Source organism: Planomonospora antibiotica (assembly GCF_014647955.1).
Lineage (GTDB): Bacteria > Actinomycetota > Actinomycetes > Streptosporangiales > Streptosporangiaceae > Planomonospora > Planomonospora parontospora.
This window is the reverse complement of the sequence record NZ_BMQE01000027.1, coordinates 35,608-54,496: the sequence shown is the minus strand read 5'-3', so window position 1 is coordinate 54,496 and position 18,889 is coordinate 35,608. Positions and strand designations below refer to the sequence as shown.

15 protein-coding genes and 1 riboswitch are annotated in these 18,889 nt (G+C 71.9%); of the genes, 7 read left to right on the top strand and 8 right to left on the bottom strand.

The genetic code is table 11. The features are described from left to right. Positions 1-45: 45 nt before the first annotated feature. Entirely contained in the window at positions 46-234 is a 189-nt protein-coding gene (locus IEZ06_RS23020) for a hypothetical protein (RefSeq protein ID WP_189238770.1), read from the bottom strand. A 135-nt stretch (positions 235-369) separates the two neighbouring features. On the opposite strand from IEZ06_RS23020, the gene IEZ06_RS23015 reads away from it, so the two are divergent. Then, the gene (locus IEZ06_RS23015; RefSeq protein WP_189238769.1) at positions 370-1,128 is read left to right on the top strand and encodes a deoxyribonuclease IV; all 759 of its coding nucleotides are present in this window, start codon (positions 370-372) and stop codon (positions 1,126-1,128) included. 78 nt (positions 1,129-1,206) lie between these two features. Here the strand turns inward: IEZ06_RS23015 and IEZ06_RS23010 are convergent, their stop codons facing one another. From IEZ06_RS23010 to IEZ06_RS23000, 3 genes are read right to left on the bottom strand one after another with little or no spacing between them, the layout of a single operon-like run. Beyond that, complete coding sequence (locus tag IEZ06_RS23010) at positions 1,207-2,433, bottom strand: mannosyltransferase family protein (protein WP_229798577.1); 1,227 nt, start codon at positions 2,431-2,433, stop codon at positions 1,207-1,209. A gap of 47 nt (positions 2,434-2,480) precedes the next feature. After that, positions 2,481-3,806: a glycosyltransferase family 87 protein gene (locus tag IEZ06_RS23005; RefSeq protein ID WP_189238768.1), complete on the bottom strand. Its 1,326-nt coding sequence runs from the start codon at positions 3,804-3,806 to the stop codon at positions 2,481-2,483. Next, positions 3,806-6,343: a transglycosylase domain-containing protein gene (locus tag IEZ06_RS23000; protein ID WP_229798582.1), complete on the bottom strand. Its 2,538-nt coding sequence runs from the start codon at positions 6,341-6,343 to the stop codon at positions 3,806-3,808. The genes IEZ06_RS23005 and IEZ06_RS23000 overlap by 1 nt, the downstream gene beginning before the upstream one ends. A gap of 854 nt (positions 6,344-7,197) precedes the next feature. On the opposite strand from IEZ06_RS23000, the gene IEZ06_RS22995 reads away from it, so the two are divergent. The 3 genes from IEZ06_RS22995 to IEZ06_RS22985 all read left to right on the top strand — a co-directional run bounded on the left by IEZ06_RS22995 (position 7,198) and on the right by IEZ06_RS22985 (position 10,633). Next, complete coding sequence (locus IEZ06_RS22995; protein ID WP_203871947.1) at positions 7,198-7,893, top strand: PadR family transcriptional regulator; 696 nt, start codon at positions 7,198-7,200, stop codon at positions 7,891-7,893. A 28-nt stretch (positions 7,894-7,921) separates the two neighbouring features. Beyond that, positions 7,922-9,001: an inositol-3-phosphate synthase gene (locus IEZ06_RS22990; protein ID WP_189238765.1), complete on the top strand. Its 1,080-nt coding sequence runs from the start codon at positions 7,922-7,924 to the stop codon at positions 8,999-9,001. 102 nt (positions 9,002-9,103) lie between these two features. Then, positions 9,104-10,633 carry an AAA family ATPase gene (locus IEZ06_RS22985; RefSeq protein WP_189238764.1) on the top strand — a complete coding sequence of 510 codons (1,530 nt, stop codon included), beginning with the start codon at positions 9,104-9,106 and terminating at the stop codon, positions 10,631-10,633. 63 nt (positions 10,634-10,696) lie between these two features. Here IEZ06_RS22985 and IEZ06_RS22980 read toward each other — a convergent pair whose 3' ends face one another. Both IEZ06_RS22980 and idi read right to left on the bottom strand, forming a co-directional pair. Continuing rightward, positions 10,697-11,020, bottom strand: coding sequence for a DMT family transporter (locus IEZ06_RS22980; RefSeq protein ID WP_189238763.1), 324 nt, complete (start codon positions 11,018-11,020; stop codon positions 10,697-10,699). Between the two features lie 19 nt (positions 11,021-11,039). Further along, positions 11,040-11,102: riboswitch (guanidine-III (ykkC-III) riboswitch) on the bottom strand. A gap of 55 nt (positions 11,103-11,157) precedes the next feature. Then, the gene (idi, locus tag IEZ06_RS22975; RefSeq protein WP_373293912.1) at positions 11,158-11,751 is read right to left on the bottom strand and encodes an isopentenyl-diphosphate Delta-isomerase; all 594 of its coding nucleotides are present in this window, start codon (positions 11,749-11,751) and stop codon (positions 11,158-11,160) included. 144 nt (positions 11,752-11,895) lie between these two features. Here idi and IEZ06_RS22970 point away from each other — a divergent pair, with 144 nt between their 5' ends. Then, positions 11,896-13,197 (top strand): MFS transporter, encoded by a 1,302-nt coding sequence (locus IEZ06_RS22970; protein WP_189238761.1) that lies wholly within the window; start codon positions 11,896-11,898, stop codon positions 13,195-13,197. Here the strand turns inward: IEZ06_RS22970 and IEZ06_RS22965 are convergent. Next, a complete protein-coding gene (locus IEZ06_RS22965) occupies positions 13,148-14,395 on the bottom strand; it encodes an adenosylmethionine--8-amino-7-oxononanoate transaminase (RefSeq protein ID WP_229798575.1) in 1,248 nt (415 codons plus the stop codon). The genes IEZ06_RS22970 and IEZ06_RS22965 overlap by 50 nt on opposite strands. A 111-nt stretch (positions 14,396-14,506) precedes the next feature. After that, entirely contained in the window at positions 14,507-15,907 is a 1,401-nt protein-coding gene (locus tag IEZ06_RS22960; protein ID WP_189238760.1) for a CCA tRNA nucleotidyltransferase, read from the bottom strand. A 160-nt stretch (positions 15,908-16,067) separates the two neighbouring features. Between IEZ06_RS22960 and IEZ06_RS22955 the strand changes: the two genes are divergently transcribed. Together IEZ06_RS22955 and IEZ06_RS22950 are read left to right on the top strand one after the other, a co-directional pair. Beyond that, positions 16,068-16,589, top strand: coding sequence for an aminoacyl-tRNA deacylase (locus tag IEZ06_RS22955; protein WP_068900312.1), 522 nt, complete (start codon positions 16,068-16,070; stop codon positions 16,587-16,589). 46 nt (positions 16,590-16,635) lie between these two features. After that, positions 16,636-18,825 carry a DUF6049 family protein gene (locus IEZ06_RS22950; protein WP_189238759.1) on the top strand — a complete coding sequence of 730 codons (2,190 nt, stop codon included), beginning with the start codon at positions 16,636-16,638 and terminating at the stop codon, positions 18,823-18,825. The last annotated feature ends 64 nt before the right edge of the window (positions 18,826-18,889 follow it).

Genomic DNA, 18,889 nt, shown 5'->3' with positions numbered 1-18,889 from the left:
CGGACGGGCCCGGCCGCGGCGCCGTGCGGCGGCCGGGCCGGGCGGCTATCCGCCCAGGTGCAGGTCCACGCCGAGCAGGACGAGGAACCAGAGCAGGACCGCGAGCAGCGCCTCGGCGATGTCCCTCAGCAGCGCCGGGGTGATGTACTCGTGGACCCAGGCGACGTAGAGGCCGATCAGGATGTAGATGAGGCCGACAAGACTGATGCCTCGGCGGTAGCGGTAGGGGGCCATTCTCGACTCCTCGGGCCGGGCCGCCGGGGGGAGGGCGGCGGGGGGACGCATCCTCGCGGCTGCCCCCGGACGGCCCGCCGAAACGGCCGGTTCCGCAGCCCTGGCCCGATGGTGAGGAACGGCTAGGCTCGGCGCATGCCACGTATCGGAGCCCACGTCGACTCGGACGACCCCCTCGCCTCCGCCAGGGCGCGCGGCGCCGAGGTCGCGCAGTTCTTCCTCGGCGACCCGCAGGGCTGGAAGGGCCCGGTCGTCGGCGAGCGGGCCCGCGAGATCGTCGGCTCCGACGTCGACGTCTACGTCCACGCGCCCTACGTGATCAACGTGGCCACCGCCAACAACCGGGTCCGCATCCCCAGCCGCAAGCTGCTGGCCGCGCACCTGGCCGCCGCGGCCGAGCTGGGCGCCAAGGGCCTGGTCGTGCACGGCGGGCACGTGGGGGCGGGCGACGACCCGGCCAAGGGCTTCGAGAACTGGCGCAAGGTGTTCGAGCGCATGGAGGAGCGCCCCGTGCCGGTGCTCATCGAGAACACCGCGGGCGGCGGCAACGCGATGGCCAGGAAGCTGGAGCGGATCGCCCGGCTGTGGGACGCGCTGGACGGCTTCGACGTGGGCTTCTGCCTGGACACCTGCCACGCGCACGCGGCGGGCGAGGAGCTGTCCGACGTGGTCGACCGGGTCATGGCGATCACCGGCCGCATCGACCTGGTCCACTGCAACGACTCGCGCGACGCCTTCGACTCCGGCGCCGACCGGCACGCGAACCTCGGCGCGGGCACCATCGACCCCGGGCTCATCCTCGACGTGTGCCGGCGGGCGGACGCGCCGATCGTGCTGGAGACCCCGGCCGCCGGCCAGGCCGAGGACATCGCCTTCCTCAGGAAGAACCTCTGATCCACGATCGCGGGGAGTTGTCCCCAGCCTGTGGATAACTTCCCTGGATTACTTTTCCCCGAAAAGGGGTAAGGGCGGTCATCCCACCCAGGCGCCCTCCATGAAGCTCATCGTGTGGAAGACCGCCAGCGGCCCCAGCACCAGCGCGTAGACGGCGACGACCCCCGTCCGCCAGCGCGGTCCCGGGGTGGAGGCCCGGGCGACGAGCAGGAAGAGCGGCCACCACAGCAGCGCCGAGCGCGGGATCGACAGATAGTACGCCGAGCAGATCAGCGCCCCCACCTGCAGCCCCACGTAGACGAACTCGCTCCACCGGCGCAGCAGGAGCAGGACCGCCACGAGCGCGACCCCGACGGCCGCCCCGGCGAGCTCCATCCGGAACGCCCAGGCGAACTGCCCGTCGCCCATGGCCGAGTCCCACGTCGCCGACAGAGACTCCCAGGGCCAGACCATCGTCCGGCCCCACCCGGCCTCCTGGGCGGTCTTCCACGCCATCCAGTCGCCGGTGCGCCCGTACTGGTAGGCGGAGTAGGCGGCCAGCGGCAGGAACGGCACCGCCAGCCAGGGCGCCTCCCGCAGCGGCCGGCGCTGCACGGCGAACTCCACGATCAGGGCGAGCGCCAGGAACAGGCCGGTGATGCGCACGCAGGACGCCCCGGCCGCGAGCAGTACGGCCAGCGGCCAGCGGCCCCGCCGGGCGGCCAGCCAGGCGGGGATCGCGAAGGCCAGGAACAGCGACTCGCTGTAGCCCGCGAACAGGAACACCGACATCGGCCAGAGCAGCAGCGCCAGCACCGCCCGCCACCCCGCGCCGGGCGGCCCCTCGAACTCGGCGAGCCGGGCCAGCGCGACCACCGCGACGGCCCCGGCCACGAGGGAGATCAGCAGCCCGGCGAGCCACCAGTCGCCCGTGATCAGGCTCACCGCGCGCAGCGCCAGCGGCATGCCCGGGAAGAAGGCGGGCAGCCCCTCGTCCGGCTCGCGCGACGGGTCGCCGCCGTAGCCGTGCTCGGCGACGACGGCGAGCAGGCCGGCGTCCCAGTGCTTCCAGCGCTCCGGGAACGGCGCAACGGTCCCTCCTTCTGCCAGCAGGGCCTGGGCGGACGCTGCGGCGAGGACGACGATCCCCAGGCGGGAGGCGACCCAGAGCGCCAGCGCCTCCGCTCCGACGATCTGCGGGGTCCGTGCGGACCGTCGGACGGCCTCGCCCCCGGACCCGGCGGCCCCCTTCACGGTCCCGGCGCTCTCACCCCCGGAGCCGGCGGCCCCCTTCGCGGCACCGGCGGTCTCGTCGGTCTCGTCCACGGGCCTCCCCGGCCTCCTTCGCGGTGTCGGCGCTGTGCGCTGCTGCGTCAGGTGAGGGCGACCCGGAACCGGTCGGGGGCGCCGTCGAAGACGCCGCCCGAGACGTCGTCGCTCCCGTCCCGCCGGACCGCGTCCCCGTCCGGCCGGAGGACGTCCCGCACCACGAAGGCCATCATGATCAGAATGGTGATCGCGCGTCCCCAGACGGCGGTGAAGTAGGTGTCACCGGCGATGCCCAGGTGCTCGTTGCCCTCCTGGATCCCGACGAGGTACAGCCAGATCGCGAAGAAGTACCAGCACTCGGCGGCCATCCAGAGCGCGATCGGCTTCCAGTTGGGACGGGCCAGCACCGCGAAGGGGATCAGCCACAGGACGTACTGCGGCGACCAGACCTTGTTGGTGAGCATGAAGGCGGCCAGGGTGAGGAAGCAGAGCTGCATCAGCCGGGGCCGTTCCCGGGCGGTCAGCGCCAGCACCGCGATGGCCGCGCAGAACGCGGCGAGCGACAGCACGCCCAGGGTGTCGAGCCGGTCGGCGTCGCCGACGATCGGCCACTGCTTCTGGTTGAAGAAGTACCAGAGCGAGCCCCAGTCGGCCGGCCGCTCCTCGCTGAAGACGTAGAACCGCTTCCAGCCGTCGAAGGCGAAGACCATCACCGGGACGTTGACGGCCAGCCAGGCGCCCGCCGTACCGGCGGCCGTCTGCAGGAACGGCTTCCACCGGCCCGTCCGCCAGGCCAGCAGGAAGAGCGGGCCGAGGAACATCAGCGGGTAGAACTTCGTGGCGATGGCCAGGCCCAGCAGGGCGCCCGCGAGCCACTGCCGCCGCTTGGCCCAGGCGAGCAGCGCGCCGAGCGCGAGGGCGTTGGCCGCCAGGTCCCAGTTGATGTACGCGGCGAGGATCAGGGCGGGCGCCAGGGCGTACCAGAGCGCGTCCCAGCGGCGGGCCGGACCGGCCAGCGCGGCCATCAGCAGCACGCCGACGACCAGGCAGACCGCCATGAGGATCACGGTCAGGTCGTAGAACACCGTCCCGGCCGCCGTGGTGTTCGCGTCGCCGGGGATGATCCGGCGGAAGAACTCCATGATGGCCCCGATGCCCACGGGGTACTCCACCGGGAAGTCGACGTAGGGGACCATGCCCTCGTTGAGCTTCTCGTTCCACCACAGCGGATAGATGTCGGTGTAGCAGAAGTTCGTGAACTGGAGCGTGCCGTGGTTCCAGGCCCCGCCGAAGCGGCACGGCCACTTCCACACGTAGGCCAGGACCGCCCCCAGCCCCGCGAACAGGGCCAGGGGCAGGTACGGCACCGCCCGTGCGCCGAAGTCCGTCAGCGACTCCGGCAGCGGGTCCTCCGTCGTCCGGGCGCCCATCAGGACCGCCGGCCGCTCGGCGTCGGCGTCGGCTTGGGCGTGACCGCCGGCGGGGTGCCGCCGACGTTCGTGTCGAAGCCGCCGTCACCGCCGCCGTCGCCGCCGCTGTCGCCGATGCCGCCGTCGTCGATGTCCGGGGGACCTCCGTCGGCCCCGGTCTCGCACGCCCAGTCACCCGGCGCGCACCGCATCCCGTCGGGCGTCTCCGGCATGCCATCACCCGGCCAGCCGTCGCCGTCGCCGTCGCCGTCCATGGTGGGCGTCGGGGTGGGCGACGGCTTCGGGGTGGCCAGGTTGTTCACGCTGCCGACCCCGGCCTTCGGCGGGAACTGCTTGACCTCGTCCTTGGCGGTCACGGCGGCCATGTAGTCGTGCCAGATCTGGGTGGGGGTGCCGCCGCCGCCGATGAAGGAGGGCATCGGCTCCTCGTCCCAGTAGATCGGCTTGCCGTCGTACTTCTCGGGGTTGGCGACCTGGCCGAACTCGTTGACCTTGATCCGCTTGCGCCCGGGCTTGTCGCGCGGCCTGTCGTAGGGCACGTCCTTGGACATGCCGACCGCGGTGACGAGCTGCGGGGTGAAGCCGACGAACCAGGCGTCCTTGTACTCGTTGTTGGTGCCGGTCTTGCCGGCCACCGGCCGCACGCCCAGGTTCGCGGCGGTGCCGGTGCCGCCCTTGACCACGGACTGCATCGCGAAGGTCGCGTCGGCCGCCGCCTCGGGGCTGATCACCTGCTCGGGCCGCTTCTGCTCCGCCGCCAGCAGGGTCCCGTCCGGGCCCTTCACCTCCCTGACGGTGTGCCACTTCACGTGCTTGCCCTCGTTGACGAAGATCGCGTAACCGGCGGCCTGCTCGACCGCGGTGACCGCGGCGCTGCCGATGGTCACGGCGTACTTGTGGTTGTCCACCGCCCAGTCGACCGAGTTCTTCCCGCCGTAGGACGGGTGCGTCTTCGCCCGCTCGCCGACGCCGGCCGACTTGGCGACCTCGGCCACCTTCTCCAGGGTGACCTTCTCGCCCATCTGGACGAAGACCGTGTTCACCGAGCTGGCCATGGCCTTGACCATGTTGATCGGGCCGAAGTTCTGCTTGCCCGAGTTGCTGATCGGCTTGGTCCCGGGCATCTCGATGGTGCTCTTGCCGTCGACGTAGCTGTCCAGGGAGTAGCCCGCCTCCAGCCAGGCGGCCAGCACGTACGGCTTGAACGCCGAGGCGGCCTGCTTGAGGGAGTCGAACGCGCGGTTGTTGAAGTCCTGGGTGTAGTCGTCACCGCTGTAGAAGGCGAGCACCCGGCCGTTCCTGGGGTCCACCGAGGCCACCGAGGCGTGGATGGTGGGGTCGAGGCCCTTCGTCCTGGCGTTCACCGTCTTCTTGGCGGCGATCATCATGTCCTTGTCGAAGGTGGTGACGATCCGGAGCCCGCCGGTCTCCAGCCGCTCCTTGTCGAAGCCGCGCGCATCGAGCTCGCGGCGCACGATGTCGAGCATGTAGCCCTTGAGGCCCTTGTTGACCTCGGCGTACTTGACCTCCTCGAACTTCAGCTTCTCGAACGGCGCCTCGGCGTACTTGCCGTACGCCCCCGGGTTCATCAGGTTCATACCGCTGAGCGCGTACTCGTAGCGCTCCTTGGTCGCGGCGAAGTTGCCGTCCTCCTCCAGGGTGTCGAACCGGCTCGGGTTCTGGATGCGGCCCGCGAGGTAGGCCGCCTCGGGCACGCTCAGCTCCCAGACGTGCTTGCCGAAGAACGCCTTGGCGGCGGCCTCGATGCCGTTGGCGCCCCTGCCGAAGTAGATGGTGTTGAGGTACCGGGTGAGGATCTCCTCCTTGGTCAGCTGCTTGTTGACCTTGACCGCGACGAAGATCTCGGTGATCTTCCGCTTGATGGAGACGTCTTTGCTGATGCCCTCGTAGTAACCTCGGACGTACTGCTGGGTGATGGTCGAGGCGCCCTGGATCTGGGTGCCGCTGACGGTGCTCCAGACCGATCGGGCCATACCGCTGAAGTCGATGCCGCTGTCCTCGCGGAAGCTGCGGTTCTCCACGGCGATCACCGCGTCCTGGACGTGCCGGGGGATCTGCTTGTACTCCACCGGGGTGCGCTTGACACCGATCGTGGCGATCCGGGTCTTGCCGTCCCGGTAGTAGATGACGCTGCCCCGGTCGTTCACGTCGTCCTTGGGCAGTTCGGGGACGGGGGTGTTGGCGTAGGCCACGGCGATCATGCCGAAGACGCCCGCGGTGAGGATCGTGAAGCTCGCCAGCACGATCTTCCAGCTGGGGACGAAACGCCTCCAGCCCCTGCGGCCGGGCTCGTCCTCCGCCAAGTGATCCTCGGGTCCGCCCGGCCCGCCCGGCCCACCGGAGCCGCCCGGCCCGCCGGAGCCGCGTCCGCCCCGGCCCCGCCTGCCCCGCCCGCCGCCGTCGCCCGGCGGGCGGCCGCCCCCGCCCCCGGCGGCCTGCGCCGCCATCATGGACTGGGTGTCCTCGAAGGCCGCCTCGGGACGGCGGCCCCGCGGATCGGTGTCCTGGCGGCGCACGCCGCCCGCCCCGCCCGCCCGGCCCGGACCCGGGCCGGCAGGGCCCGACGGTCCACCCGGTCCGCCCGGTCCGCCCGGTCCACCTGGTCCACCTGGTCCGCCCGGTCCGCCCGGTCCGCCCGGAGCATGGCCCTGCCGCGGGTCGGGGCCCGCCGGGGGTCGCGGATCCGGGCCGCGGCCCTGCGGAGCCGCGCCGTACCGGGGATCGGCTCCCCGGCCCTGCCCGGGTGCGGGCGCGCCGTACCTCGGGTCGGGCTCCTGACCCTGCGGCGCGTACGGCTGCGACCGGGGCAGACCTCGGTTCGGGTCGCCGGTTTGGGACGGCGGGCCCGGGGGGACGGTACGGGGAGCGGCGGCTCCCGGGTTCGAGCGACGGCGCCGCCCCTGACGAGCCGATCCGTCCGGGCGCTGCTGAGGCCCGCTCGGCTCCGGGTCATGGCTGCTGCTGTAACTCAACGCGTCCTCGTTCGGTCATCGGGGTCTACGACGGCGTGCAGGCGCGGGTGAGATTACCTCTTAGGCAGGGGACATCTCAGCACCTTGGCTCACTAGTAGCCGACCTCTTCGGGGGGATCTCCGTTCCCGGGGGCGAATACGCCCCCCGAGCGGCTCCGGGAGCAACCGCGACGGGTCTCTCCTGCGCAGACGTGAAATTCCCCGTGCCCATCGGCGGTCGGGAGCGCGCGCGGGCCTGAGCCCACCACCGCTCGCTGTGACCACATAACGGCCAGACTACGGCTTTTTTGCGTTTGCTCCCAACCCCTTGGGAAAGTCGCCCGTTGCCGAGTATGTCGCGCCGACGTATCCTCCTGATGTATCGGCTCGATACATCGGCGCGAGAGGTGGTGGTTCCAGTGGCCGGTTCACGAGGCGGCGTGCTGGAGCTCGCCGTGCTCGGGTCGCTGCACGAGACCCCGCTGCACGGCTACGAACTGCGCAAACGGCTCAACGCCCTGCTCGGCATGTTCCGCGCCTTCTCCTACGGCTCGCTCTACCCGTGCCTGCGCCAGCTGCTGACGGACGGGCTCATCGTCGAGGAGGAGCCCGCCCCCGAGAGCGCCGTCCCCCTCACCGGCCGCCGGTCGAAGATCGTCTACCGGCTGACCGCCGAGGGCAAGGAGCGGCTGCAGGAGCTGCTCACCCAGGCCGGTCCGTCCGCCTGGGAGGACGAGAGCTTCGGCATCCACTTCGCCTTCTTCCGGCACACCGAGGCCGAGGTGCGCCTGCGCATCCTGGAGGGGCGCCGCAGCCGCCTGGAGGAGAGGCTCGACGCCGTCCGCACGGCCCTGGCCCGCACGCGCGAGCGACTGGACAGCTACACCCTGGAGCTCCAGCGCCACGGCCTGGAGTCGGTCGAGCGCGAGGTGCGGTGGCTCAACGAGCTGATCGAGACCGAGCGGCGGGGATCCGCGGCGAGCGCGGCGCCGGACACCGGGCGGCGGAGCTCCGCCGCGGGCGGCGAACCGCGGCCGGCGCACGAAGACACGTCCCGGGCGGCCTCGCCCGGAACCGATGGTCCGGAGCGGCCCGCCGCTCCGGAGGACAACTGATCAAACAGGACTAAGGGGAGCGAGTGCCATGGGTTCGGTGCGCGTAGCCATTGTCGGTGTAGGCAACTGTGCCGCGTCGCTCGTGCAAGGCGTGCACTACTACAGGGATGCCGACCCCGGCACCCGGGTGCCGGGCCTGATGCACGTCAAGTTCGGCGATTACCACGTCGGCGACGTCGAGTTCGTCGCCGCGTTCGACGTCGACGCCAAGAAGGTCGGCCGCGACCTGTCCGAGGCGATCGTGGCCTCGGAGAACAACACCATCAAGATCTGCGACGTGCCGCCGACCGGCGTGACCGTGCAGCGCGGCCACACCTTCGACGGCCTCGGCGAGTACTACCGCGAGATGGTCGAGGAGTCCGACGACGCCCCCGTCGACGTCGTGCAGGCGCTCAAGGACGCCCGGGTGGACGTGCTGGTCTCCTACCTGCCGGTGGGCTCGGAGGAGGCGGACCGCTTCTACGCCCAGTGCGCCATCGACGCCAAGGTGGCCTTCGTCAACGCGCTGCCGGTGTTCATCGCCTCCGACCCCGAGTGGGCGCAGAAGTTCACCGACGCGGGCGTGCCGATCGTCGGCGACGACATCAAGTCCCAGGTCGGCGCGACCATCACCCACCGGGTGATGGCCAAGCTGTTCGAGGACCGCGGGGTGGAGCTGCTCCGCACCTACCAGCTGAACTTCGGCGGCAACATGGACTTCATGAACATGCTGGAGCGCAAGCGCCTGCAGTCCAAGAAGATCTCCAAGACCCAGTCGGTCACCTCGCAGATCCCGCACGAGATGGCCAAGGCCGACGTGCACATCGGCCCGTCGGACCACGTGCCGTGGCTGGACGACCGCAAGTGGGCCTACGTCCGCCTGGAGGGCCGCTCCTTCGGCGACACCCCGCTGAACCTGGAGTACAAGCTGGAGGTGTGGGACTCCCCCAACTCCGCCGGCGTCATCATCGACGCCGTCCGCGCCGCCAAGATCGCCCTGGACCGGGGCATCGCCGGCCCGATCCTCTCCGCCTCCTCCTACTTCATGAAGTCCCCGCCGGAGCAGTACTCCGACGAGGAGGCCCACGAGTACGTCGAGAAGTTCATCCGCGGCGAGGTCGAGCGCTGACCTCCCCGCCCTGAGAGCCCTCCGCCCCTCCCGGGACGGAGGGCTCCTCCTTTTCCAAAGAACGATCTTTCTAGCCCCTACCCTGGTTAATATAACTGGACTATGGGCTATGAGCCAGACGTGGAGAAACCGTCCGCGATCTTCGCGCGGGACTTCGAGTGGAGCCTGCTGGACAGGTTCATGGGCCCGTATCCCGGGCTGCACCTCAGCGTCATGTACGGCAGGCGCCGCCAGGGCAAGAGCTTCGTGCTCTCCCACCTCTCCGAGGCCTTCCAGGGCCTGTACCACATGGCCCTGCCCGACGACGACCGGCTGCTCGCCCTCGAACGGTTCAGGACGACGCTGGGGGAATGGGCGGGCTGGCCGGCGTCGAGGATCGAGTCCACCGTCTACCGGGACTGGGAACCCGCGCTGGAGGAGTGCCTGGCGGAGCTTCGCACCCGCGCCCTCGCCACCGGCCGCCCCCAGCTCCTCGTCCTGGACGAGTATCCCTTCCTGCTGGCGGGCGCGCCCATGCTCTCGGGCGTCGTCCAGAAGCTGTACGACCGGTCCGCTTTCCGTGAGCACCAGGACGAGACCGCGCCGGCCGTACGCCTCATCCTCTGCGGCTCGACGTTCTCCGTGATGTACGACCTGCTCTCGGGCAACCGCCCGCTGTTCGGCCGCTCCAGTTACAACATCCGGATGTTCCCGTTCGACTACCGGCTGACCGCGAAGTACTGGCGCGTCTCCGACCCCGAGGCCGCCTTCCACCTCTACGCCTTCGTCGGAGGCACGCCCGGCTACCGGCGCGGCGTCGCGGGGCGGCAGCCGCTGTCGTCCCCCGCCGACGTGGAGAGATGGGTGATGGACGAGGTCGTGACCCCGGACGGCACCCTCTACGACGAGCCCTCCTACGTGCTGCGGGAGGACCCCCGGATGGTCGACCGCTCCCTCTACCAGACCGTACTCCAGCACATCGCCCAGGGCCACACCACGCCGACGAAGATCGGCGCCCGGATGGAGCGGCCCGCGACCGCGCTGGAACACCCGCTGCGCGTCCTGCTGGAGTCGCGCATCATCGCCAAGGAGGAGGACGTGCTCTACCAGCGCAAGATCTCCTACCACCTGAGCGACCCCCTGCTCCGGTTCCACCACCTGGTGGTGCAGCCGCGCGTCCACGACGCCGAACTGGGAAACGCGGAGGCGGTCTGGACCGCCGCACGGGACACGGTCCAGTCCAAGATCCTCGGACCGGCTTTCGTGGAGGTCTGCCGCCGCTGGACCCGGGTCTACGGCCTGGAGCGGCTCGGCCTGGACGGCGGCGGTGAGGTCGGGGAGACGACGATCTCGTGCCCTGAGTGCCGGAAGAGCCACCAGATCGATGTGATCATGCTGGGTCCGGGAGAGCAGGCCCGGTCGAAGAGTCCGGCGGTGAGTGTGCTGGGCGAGGCGAAGTACACCGCAGAGCCCCGCGGCAGCGCCGACCTGCACCGGCTGGAGCACCTCCGGGCGGTCATCACCGCCAAGCGCGTTCCGGCGGAGGACGCCAAGCTGGTGATCTTCGCCAGGAACGGCTTCACCGCCGACCTGGAGGCCGAGGCCCGGCGTCGCGGCGACGTCGTCCTGGTGACACTGGCCGACCTCTACTGACGGGGTTCGCCGGATGGTCCGCATGGTTCGGCGGGCAGGTGGGGCCCGGTGCTTCGGACGGGGTCAGTGGCCGCCGCCCGCCAGGTTGAGGCCGACGACGCCGCAGAGGATGAGGGCGATCGAGGCGATCTTGATGAGGGACACGTCCTCGCCCAGCGCGATCATGCCCAGCGTGGCGGTGCCGACGGCACCGATGCCCGTCCAGACGGCGTAGGCCGTGCCGACGTCGAGGCTCTTGAGGGCGAGCGCGAGGAGTCCGAAGCTGAGGACGGCCGAGACGGCGAAGCCGATGCTCGGCAGCGGTGCGGAGAACCCGTCACTGAGCTTGAGCGAATAGGCCATGGCGACCTCGAACAGGCCGGCGACGATGATCATGATCCAGGCCATGACGGCTCCCTCCGATGCAGGAGCGTCGTCTTTGCAGGCCGGGTACGGCGCGTCTCGTCCGGGCGGTTCCCGGAAGCGGGGCCGCGTCGGCGACAACGGCGGCGGTCTCCCGGAGATTCCCGCCACCGTTCACGGAGTCAGCGCGCCGCAGGCGGGAGGGCGGCGGGATCGGCGACGGGCCAGCGCAGGGGGTCGGCGCCGAGCCCGTCGAGGTGGGGCACCTGCTCCCGGCACCACGGGGAGATCGCCAGGCTCCCGTCGAGCACCCCCCGGGCGAACTCCTGCCACGGCGTCCACCGCACCTCCCCGACCTCGTCGGGGTTCGGCGCGGCCGCGGTGTCGGCCCCGGTGTCGACGACGACCCGGTAGACCGGGCAGAGCTCGCGCTCGACGACGCCGTTGTCCATGACGGCCCGGTAGGAGAAGCGCGGCAGCAGCAGGTCCGCCGCGACGACCGTGAGCCCGAGCTCGTAGTCCAGCCGCCGGACCACCGCGTCGTGCGTCGACTCGCCCGGCAGGGGGTGGCCGCAGCAGCTGTTGGTCCACACGTCCGGCCAGGTGATCTTGTGCGACGCCCGCCGGGTGAGGAGCACCCTGCCGCTCCCGTCGAACACGTAGCTGGAGAAGGCGAGGTGGAGGGGGGTGTCGGGGCCGTGCACCGCCGCCTTCGGCGCCGTACCGACCGCGTTCCCGTCGATGTCGACGAGCACGACGTGTTCATCAGGTGTCACGGATCGAGAGTACGTGATCATGTCTGCTCATCACGCCCACTCGGCAACACGCGCGAAAAGTCCATATATGTCACATGGTTGCCGTTCGGTGGTCTCAGGGGCATCCCCGATCCCCCGCGCCCGTCCCGCACGTAGGCTGAGCCCGTGTCATTCCTCTCCGATCTCCGCGTCGTCCTGGAAGGTCGGGACTTCCGGCGGCTGTACGGCACCCGCCTGGTCTCCCAGTTCTCCGACGGGATCTTCCAGTTCGCGGTGACCGGATTCGCGTTCTTCAGCCCGGAGACCAGCACCAGCGCCGTCCAGATCGCCGTCGGCCTGGCCGTGCTGTTCCTGCCGTACTCCATCCTGGGGCCCTTCGTCGGCGTGTTCATCGACCGCTGGTCCCGGCAGCGGATCCTGGTCGTCGCGCCGCTGGTCCGGGGCGTGCTGCTGGTGGCCACCGCGGCACTGCTGGCCGGCGGCGCCCCCGACGCCGTCTTCTACGCCGCCGCGCTCTGCGTGCTCGGGGTGAACCGGTTCTTCCTGGCCGCGCTCGGGGCCTCGCTCCCGCACGTCGTCCCGGCCGACCGGCTGATGGTGGCCAACGCGGTCACCCCCACCTCCGGCACCGTGCTGACCTTCGTCGGCGCGGGCACGGGCATCCTGCTCCGCAAGGTCCTCGGCAGCGACGACCAGGGCATCGCCGTCCTCCTGCTGATCTCCGGCCTGATCTTCGGGCTCAGCGCGCTGATCGCCCGGACCATGGACCGCGCGCTGCTCGGCCCGGCCTACGACCCGGACCGGCCGCAGGCCCGCGAGGCCGTACGGCACGTCGTCAGCGGCCTCGTCGACGGCGCGCGGCACATCGCGGGCCACCGCGCCGCCGCCGCCGCGATGGGCGCGATGGCCACCCACCGCTTCATGTACGGCATGTGCACGGCGATGCTCGTCATGCTCTCGCGCTACTACTTCGCCGAGAGCGCCGAGGACGCCCTGGACGCGGTCACCGTCGTGGTCGCCACCTCCGGGGTCGGCTACTTCCTGGCCGTGCTGGTCACCCCGTGGGCCACCGAGCGGTTCGGGCTGCACCGCTGGGTCCCGGCCATGCTCGTCACCGCCGGGGTGCTCACGCTGGGGCTGTGCGCGACGTTCCAGCAGTGGGGGTTCGCCGCGGCCGGCTTCGTGCTGGGCATCGCCGGGCAGAGCGTCAAGATCTGCGCGGACACGGCCGTCCAGCGCGACGTCGACGACGCCTACCTCGGCCGGGCGTTCTCGATCTACGACATGCTCTTCAACGGCAGCTACGTGCTGGCCGCCGCCTGCGCGGCGGCGCTGCTCCCGGCCGACGGCAGGTCGCTGACCGTGCTGGTCCTCATCACCGCCGGATACGTCGGCGGCGCCGTGCTCTACCGGGTCGTCAGGCGTCCCGGCCGATATCCGCAACCGCAGCCGTCATCGCGGCCGTGATCCGCGCCAGGTCCACGTCCCCCGTGGCGTACGGCGGCATCGTGTAGATCAGCCGGCCGAACGGCCGGAGCCAGACGCCGTGCCGCATGACGGTGTCCTGGACGCGCCCGACGTCGACCGGCTCCAGCGTCTCGACCACGCCGATCGCGCCGAGCACGCGCACGTCCTTCACCCCGGGGGCGTGCGCCGCCCCGGCCAGGCCCGCCGTCAGCCCCCGCTCGATCCGGGCGACCTCCTCCCGCCAGGGGCGCTCGGCCAGCAGGCCGAGGGAGGCGTTGGCGACGGCCGCGGCCAGCGGGTTGCCCATGAAGGTGGGCCCGTGCATCAGCGTGCCGATGCCCGCCGCCACCCGCTCGGTGCACAGCGTCGCCGCCAGGGACAGGTAGCCGCCGGTCAGCGCCTTGCCCACGCACATGATGTCGGGCCGGATCCCCGCGTGGTCGCAGCCGAACAGCTCACCGGTCCGGCCGAATCCGGTGGCGATCTCGTCGGCGATCAGCAGCAGGCCGTGCTCGTCGGCCAGCTCGCGGAGCCGGCGCAGGTGGGCCGGATGGTAGAAGTGCATGCCACCGGCGCCCTGGACGACCGGCTCGACGATGATCGCCGCCAGCTCGGAGGCGTGCCGGGCGACCGTCTCCGCCAGCTCGGCGAGGTAGGCCTCGTCATGCTCCGCGGGAGGCCGGGGGGCGAACACGTGCTGCGGGAGCGCACCGGAGAACAGGTGGTGCATGCCGTTCACCGGGTCGCAGACGGCCATCGCCCCGAAGGTGTCGCCGTGGTAGCCGCCCCTGACCGTCAGCAGGCGGTGCCGCCCGGTGAACTGGAAGGCCATCTTGATCGCGACCTCGACGGCCACCGAGCCGGAGTCCGCGAGGAAGACCTTCGGCAGCCCGGTCATCTCCGCCAGCGTGCGCGCCAGCCGTACGGCGGGCTCGTGGGTGAGCCCGCCGAACATGACGTGCGCCATGTCGGCGAGCTGCGCGGTCAGGGCGCCGTCGAGGCGCGGGTGGCCGTAGCCGTGGATCGCCGCCCACCACGACGACATCCCGTCGACCAGCTCGCGCCCGTCGGCGAGCGTCAGCCGCACCCCGGAGGCCCGCACCACCTGGTGGACCGGCACCTGCGGGGGGACGGAGGCGTACGGGTGCCACACGTGCGCGCGGTCGAGCGCCGGCACGTCCACATCGATCGCGTCCACCGCGCCACCCTAACCCGGCGCGCCGCCCGTCAGGCGGGCGGCGCACCGCCGGTCGCGGTCCGGCGGCCCCGACCGGGAACAGCCGGTCGGCGCGCCGTCGGCCGAGCCGGATCAGCCCGGCAGCACGCCGTTCGCCCTGGCCCACTCACGCAGGGCCTCGGCCGCGGTCTCCTTGCCGACGACACCCTCGTCCATGCGCATGTCGAGGAGGAACTTGTAGGCGCGGCCGACCACCGGACCGGGCGGGACGCCGAGGATCTCCTGGATCTCGTTGCCGTCCAGCTCGGGACGGATCTTGCCGAGCTCCTCCTCCTCGGCGAGCCGGGCGATGCGCTCCTCGAGCTGGTCGTAGGTGCGCGACAGCGCCTGGGCCTTGCGCCGGTTGCGGGTGGTGCAGTCGGCCCGGGTCAGCTTGTGCAGCCGCTCCAGCAGGTGCCCGGCGTCCCGGACGTAGCGGCGGACCGCCGAGTCGGTCCACTCGCCCGTGCCGTAGCCGTGGAAGCGCAGGTGGAGCTCGACCAGGCGGGCGACGTCGGCCACCACGTCCTTGGGGAACTTCAGCTCCGTCAGGCGCTTCTTGGCCAGCTGGGCGCCCACCACCTCGTGGTGGTGGAAGGAGACACGGCCGCCGGGCTCGTGCCGGCGGGTCTTGGGCTTGCCCACGTCGTGCAGGAGCGCGGACCAGCGCAGGATGCGGTCGGGGCCGCCCTCCTCCAGGTCGATCGCCTGCTCCAGCACGATCAGCGTGTGCTCGTAGACGTCCTTGTGCCGGTGGTGCTCGTCGATCTCCAGGCGGAGCCTGGGCAGCTCGGGCAGGACGTACGCGGCCAGGCCCGACTCGACCAGGATGCGCAGCCCCTCGCGCGGGTTGTCCCCGCAGATCAGCTTGTCCAGCTCGTCGCGGATGCGCTCGGCGGAGACGATCTCGATCCGTCCGGCCATCGCGGTCATCGCGTCCAGCGCCGCCCGGTCCACCGCGAACCCGAGCTGGCTGGCGAACCGGGCGGCGCGCAGCATCCGCAGCGGGTCGTCGTCGAAGGACCGCTCCGGGGGACCTGGGGTGCGCAGGACCCTGGCGTGCAGGTCGTCGAGGCCGCCGTGCGGGTCCTCGAACTCCCGGCCGGGCAGCCGCAGCGCCATCGCGTTGACCGCGAAGTCGCGCCGGGCCAGGTCGCCCTCCAGCGTGTCGCCGTAGACCACCTCGGGCTTGCGCGACTTCGGGTCGTAGGACTCGCTGCGGTAGGTGGTGATCTCCAGCAGCCAGTTGCCCTTGCGCGCGCCGACCGTGCCGAAGTCGATGCCGATCGTCCAGATCGAGTCGGCCCAGTCGCGGATGAGCTCCAGGACCGCCTCGGGCCGCGCGTCCGTCGTCAGGTCCAGATCGTTGCCGATCCGGCCGAGGAAGACGTCGCGGACCGAGCCGCCCACCAGGGCGATCTCGTATCCCCGCGCGGCGAACAGCTCGCCCAGCTCGTCGGCGACCGGGGCGATCTTGCGGAACAGCTCGCTCATGCCGTGCCGCTGGCTCTCAGACAGATTTGAAAGGGACAAACCGGGTAGGTCCTTCGGTCAGGGAACACGTTCCCCACTGGGGAGACGCCGTACAGCGATCACCAGGCTACGTTCAGCCGCGGTCCGGGCGGAGCCGAGCGCCGAGGCAAGGAGGACCTGTATGAAGGACGCCCTCGCGATCCACCGCTGGCTCCTCGCACTCCAGATCCATCATGAGATCGTACGCCTTCCCCGCGTGTTGACGAGTGCCGACGAGCTGCCCGAGGTCCTGTCCGCGAGTCCCGCCACCTGCGTGGGCGTCTCCGTGTTCGAGGTCACCACCCGGATCGGTCCCGAGGTCGTCGCGACCGTCGCCCCCGTCGGCGCCCCGCCCCGGCCCGGCACCGTCGGCGGCGTCCTGGACGTGCGCCGGGTCCGCCCGGCCTCCGCCTTCACCGTGAACTCCGCCACCGACTACGCCGCCGGGCTGGTCTGCCCGCTGCTGCTCCCCGACGGCCTGACCGTGCTGGTGGACGAGCGGCTCACCAGGATCGACGGCCCCGTCCACACCCCCGCGGGCGAACGCCACACGGCGCTCCGGATCGACGCCGGCGACCTGCTCTCCCTCGTCCCCGGGAAGATCGTCGACCTGTCCGTTCCCCGGCCCCGAGGAGAGCCGATGACCGCCCGGCTCGTCGGATAGGCCATAGCATTGCGGGCGTGCGCCGTATTTCACCCTTGGCCGGCACGTGATCCGCAAGCACGTGCCGCTCGTCGTCCTGCTCGCCACGCTGCTCTCCCTCGCGGCCGTGGCCACTGGCGGTACGGCGACCGCAGGAACGACGACGGCGGCCCGCCAGACCCTCCAGCTCGTGATCGCGTCGATCACCCCGGACCTGCCGAAGGAGCCCGCCACCGAGATCAGGGTCTCCGGCACGCTGGCGAACACCGGCACCGAGGCCCGGACCGGGCTGCGCTACCGGCTGCGCTACTCGGCCCAGCCCTTCGCCCGGCGGGCCGACATGGCCGCCTACCTGAGCGGCCAGGAGCACGTCCAGCCGGGCGGCCTGCGTGACGAGAGCTGGCTCCAGCAGCCGCTGGCGGCCTCGGCCAAGCTGCCGTGGGAGTTCGTCTTCACCCCCCAGCAGCTGGGGCTGTACCGGTTCGGCGTCTACCCGCTGGCGGTCGAGGTGGTCGACGCCGCCGAGCAGAAGCTCGCCGTGCAGCGCACCTTCCTGACCTACCTGCCGAAGGGGACCGAGACCCCGCGGACCCCGCGCACCCGCCTCGCCGTGGTCCTGCCGGTCATCGACCAGCCGCACCGCGCCGACGACGGCACCTTCCTCGACCAGGACCTGACCGCCGCCCTGGCGGAGGGCAAGCGCCTCGACGACCTGCTGAAGACCGCCCAGGGCGTCTCCTCCGCCAAGGGGGTCACCTGGGTGGTCGACCCCGCCCTCCTCGACGACGTGCGGACGCTGGGCCGGGCGCACCGGGTGAAGGCCGGCGCCGAGACGGTGAGCCGTCCCGCCGACGCCGCGGCGACCCGGTGGCTCGGCGCCCTGCGCACGGCCCTGGCCGGCTCCCCGGTCGTGGCCACCCCCTACGCCGACCCGGACGTGGCCGCCCTGGCCCACAACGGCCTCGACGGCACCACCCGCAAGGGCGTCGCGGCGGCCGTGCGGACCGGCAGGGAGCTCCTCGGCCGCGACGTCGTCACCGACGTCAACTGGCCGGCCGGCGGGGTGATCGACCACGACGGCCTGGACGTCCTGTCCGTCGCCGGGGTCCGCAGCGTGCTGCTGAGCGAGGCCGGCCTGCCGCCCGCCGCCCCGGCCGTCACGGTCCCGGGCGCCGTCGCCCAGCCCCCCGCGACCACCCCCAACGCCGTCGCCACCCTGCAGAGCGTGAGCGGCCCGGTCCGGGCGCTGGTGGCCGACCCGGTGCTGAGCGACATCGTCGGCGCGACGGCCTCCAGCCCCGACTGGGCCCTGCTGAACCGCCGGCGCTTCATCGCCGAGACCGCGATGATCAGCGCGGAGCCCGTCACCGGCCGCAGGACCGTGGTGGCCGCCCCGCCGCGCCGCTGGTCGCCCGACCCGGCCTACGTCGCCGGCCTGGTCGAGACGGCCGGGTCCCTGCCCTGGCTCTCCCCCGCCACGCTCGACGCGGTCAAGCCCGGCAAGGTCGTCACGCCGCGCGCCGGGCTCACCTACACCCCGCAGGACCGGGGCCGGGAGCTCGGCAAGAAGTACCTCACGGGCGTCCGGCGGGTGGGCGAGCGCGCGGGCCTGGTCACCTCCGTCACCCCCGACGGCCCCGAGGCCGACGACTCCGGCATGTTCGACCTGGCGCTGCTCCGGCTCGCCTCCTCCGCCTGGCGGGACAGGACCCGGGCCGCGGAGCCGTACGTCGAGCAGCTGCGGAGCACCGTCGACGGCCGGATCGACCAGGTGAGGATCGTCGGCGGCGAGCAGGCGGAGCAGATCCGCACCCTGGCCGGTGAGGACGGCGAGGTGCCGATCAGCGTCCGCAACGAGCGCAAGGGCGACGGCAGCACGGTCGCGGTCCGGGTCAAGGTCACCTCGCAGAAGCCCGGCCGGCTGAGGATCGAGCCGTACGAGGACCGGATGGTCATCTCCGGCGGCCAGACCCAGACCGTGCGGATCCCGATGACCATCACGGGCGCCTCCGGCGGGCAGACCTCGGTGACGGTCCAGCTCACCACCGACGACGGCCGCGCGTACGGCCAGCGGGTCAAGCTCACCGTGCGGAGCACCGGCTACACCGGGATCGCGCTGGTGATCGCGGGGGCGGCCCTGCTGGTGATGCTGGCCGCCGTGGGCCTGCGCGTCCTGCGCCGCCGGGGGGCCCGCCGGGCCGCGACCGCCGCCACCCCGTCCCGGCGGGCGAGCGTGCCGGCCGGCACCGAGTCCTGAAGTCCGGGGCCCCGACGAGGCCCCCAGCCCCCCCAGCCGGCAGGCGTTCACCAAGCGGAGGAAG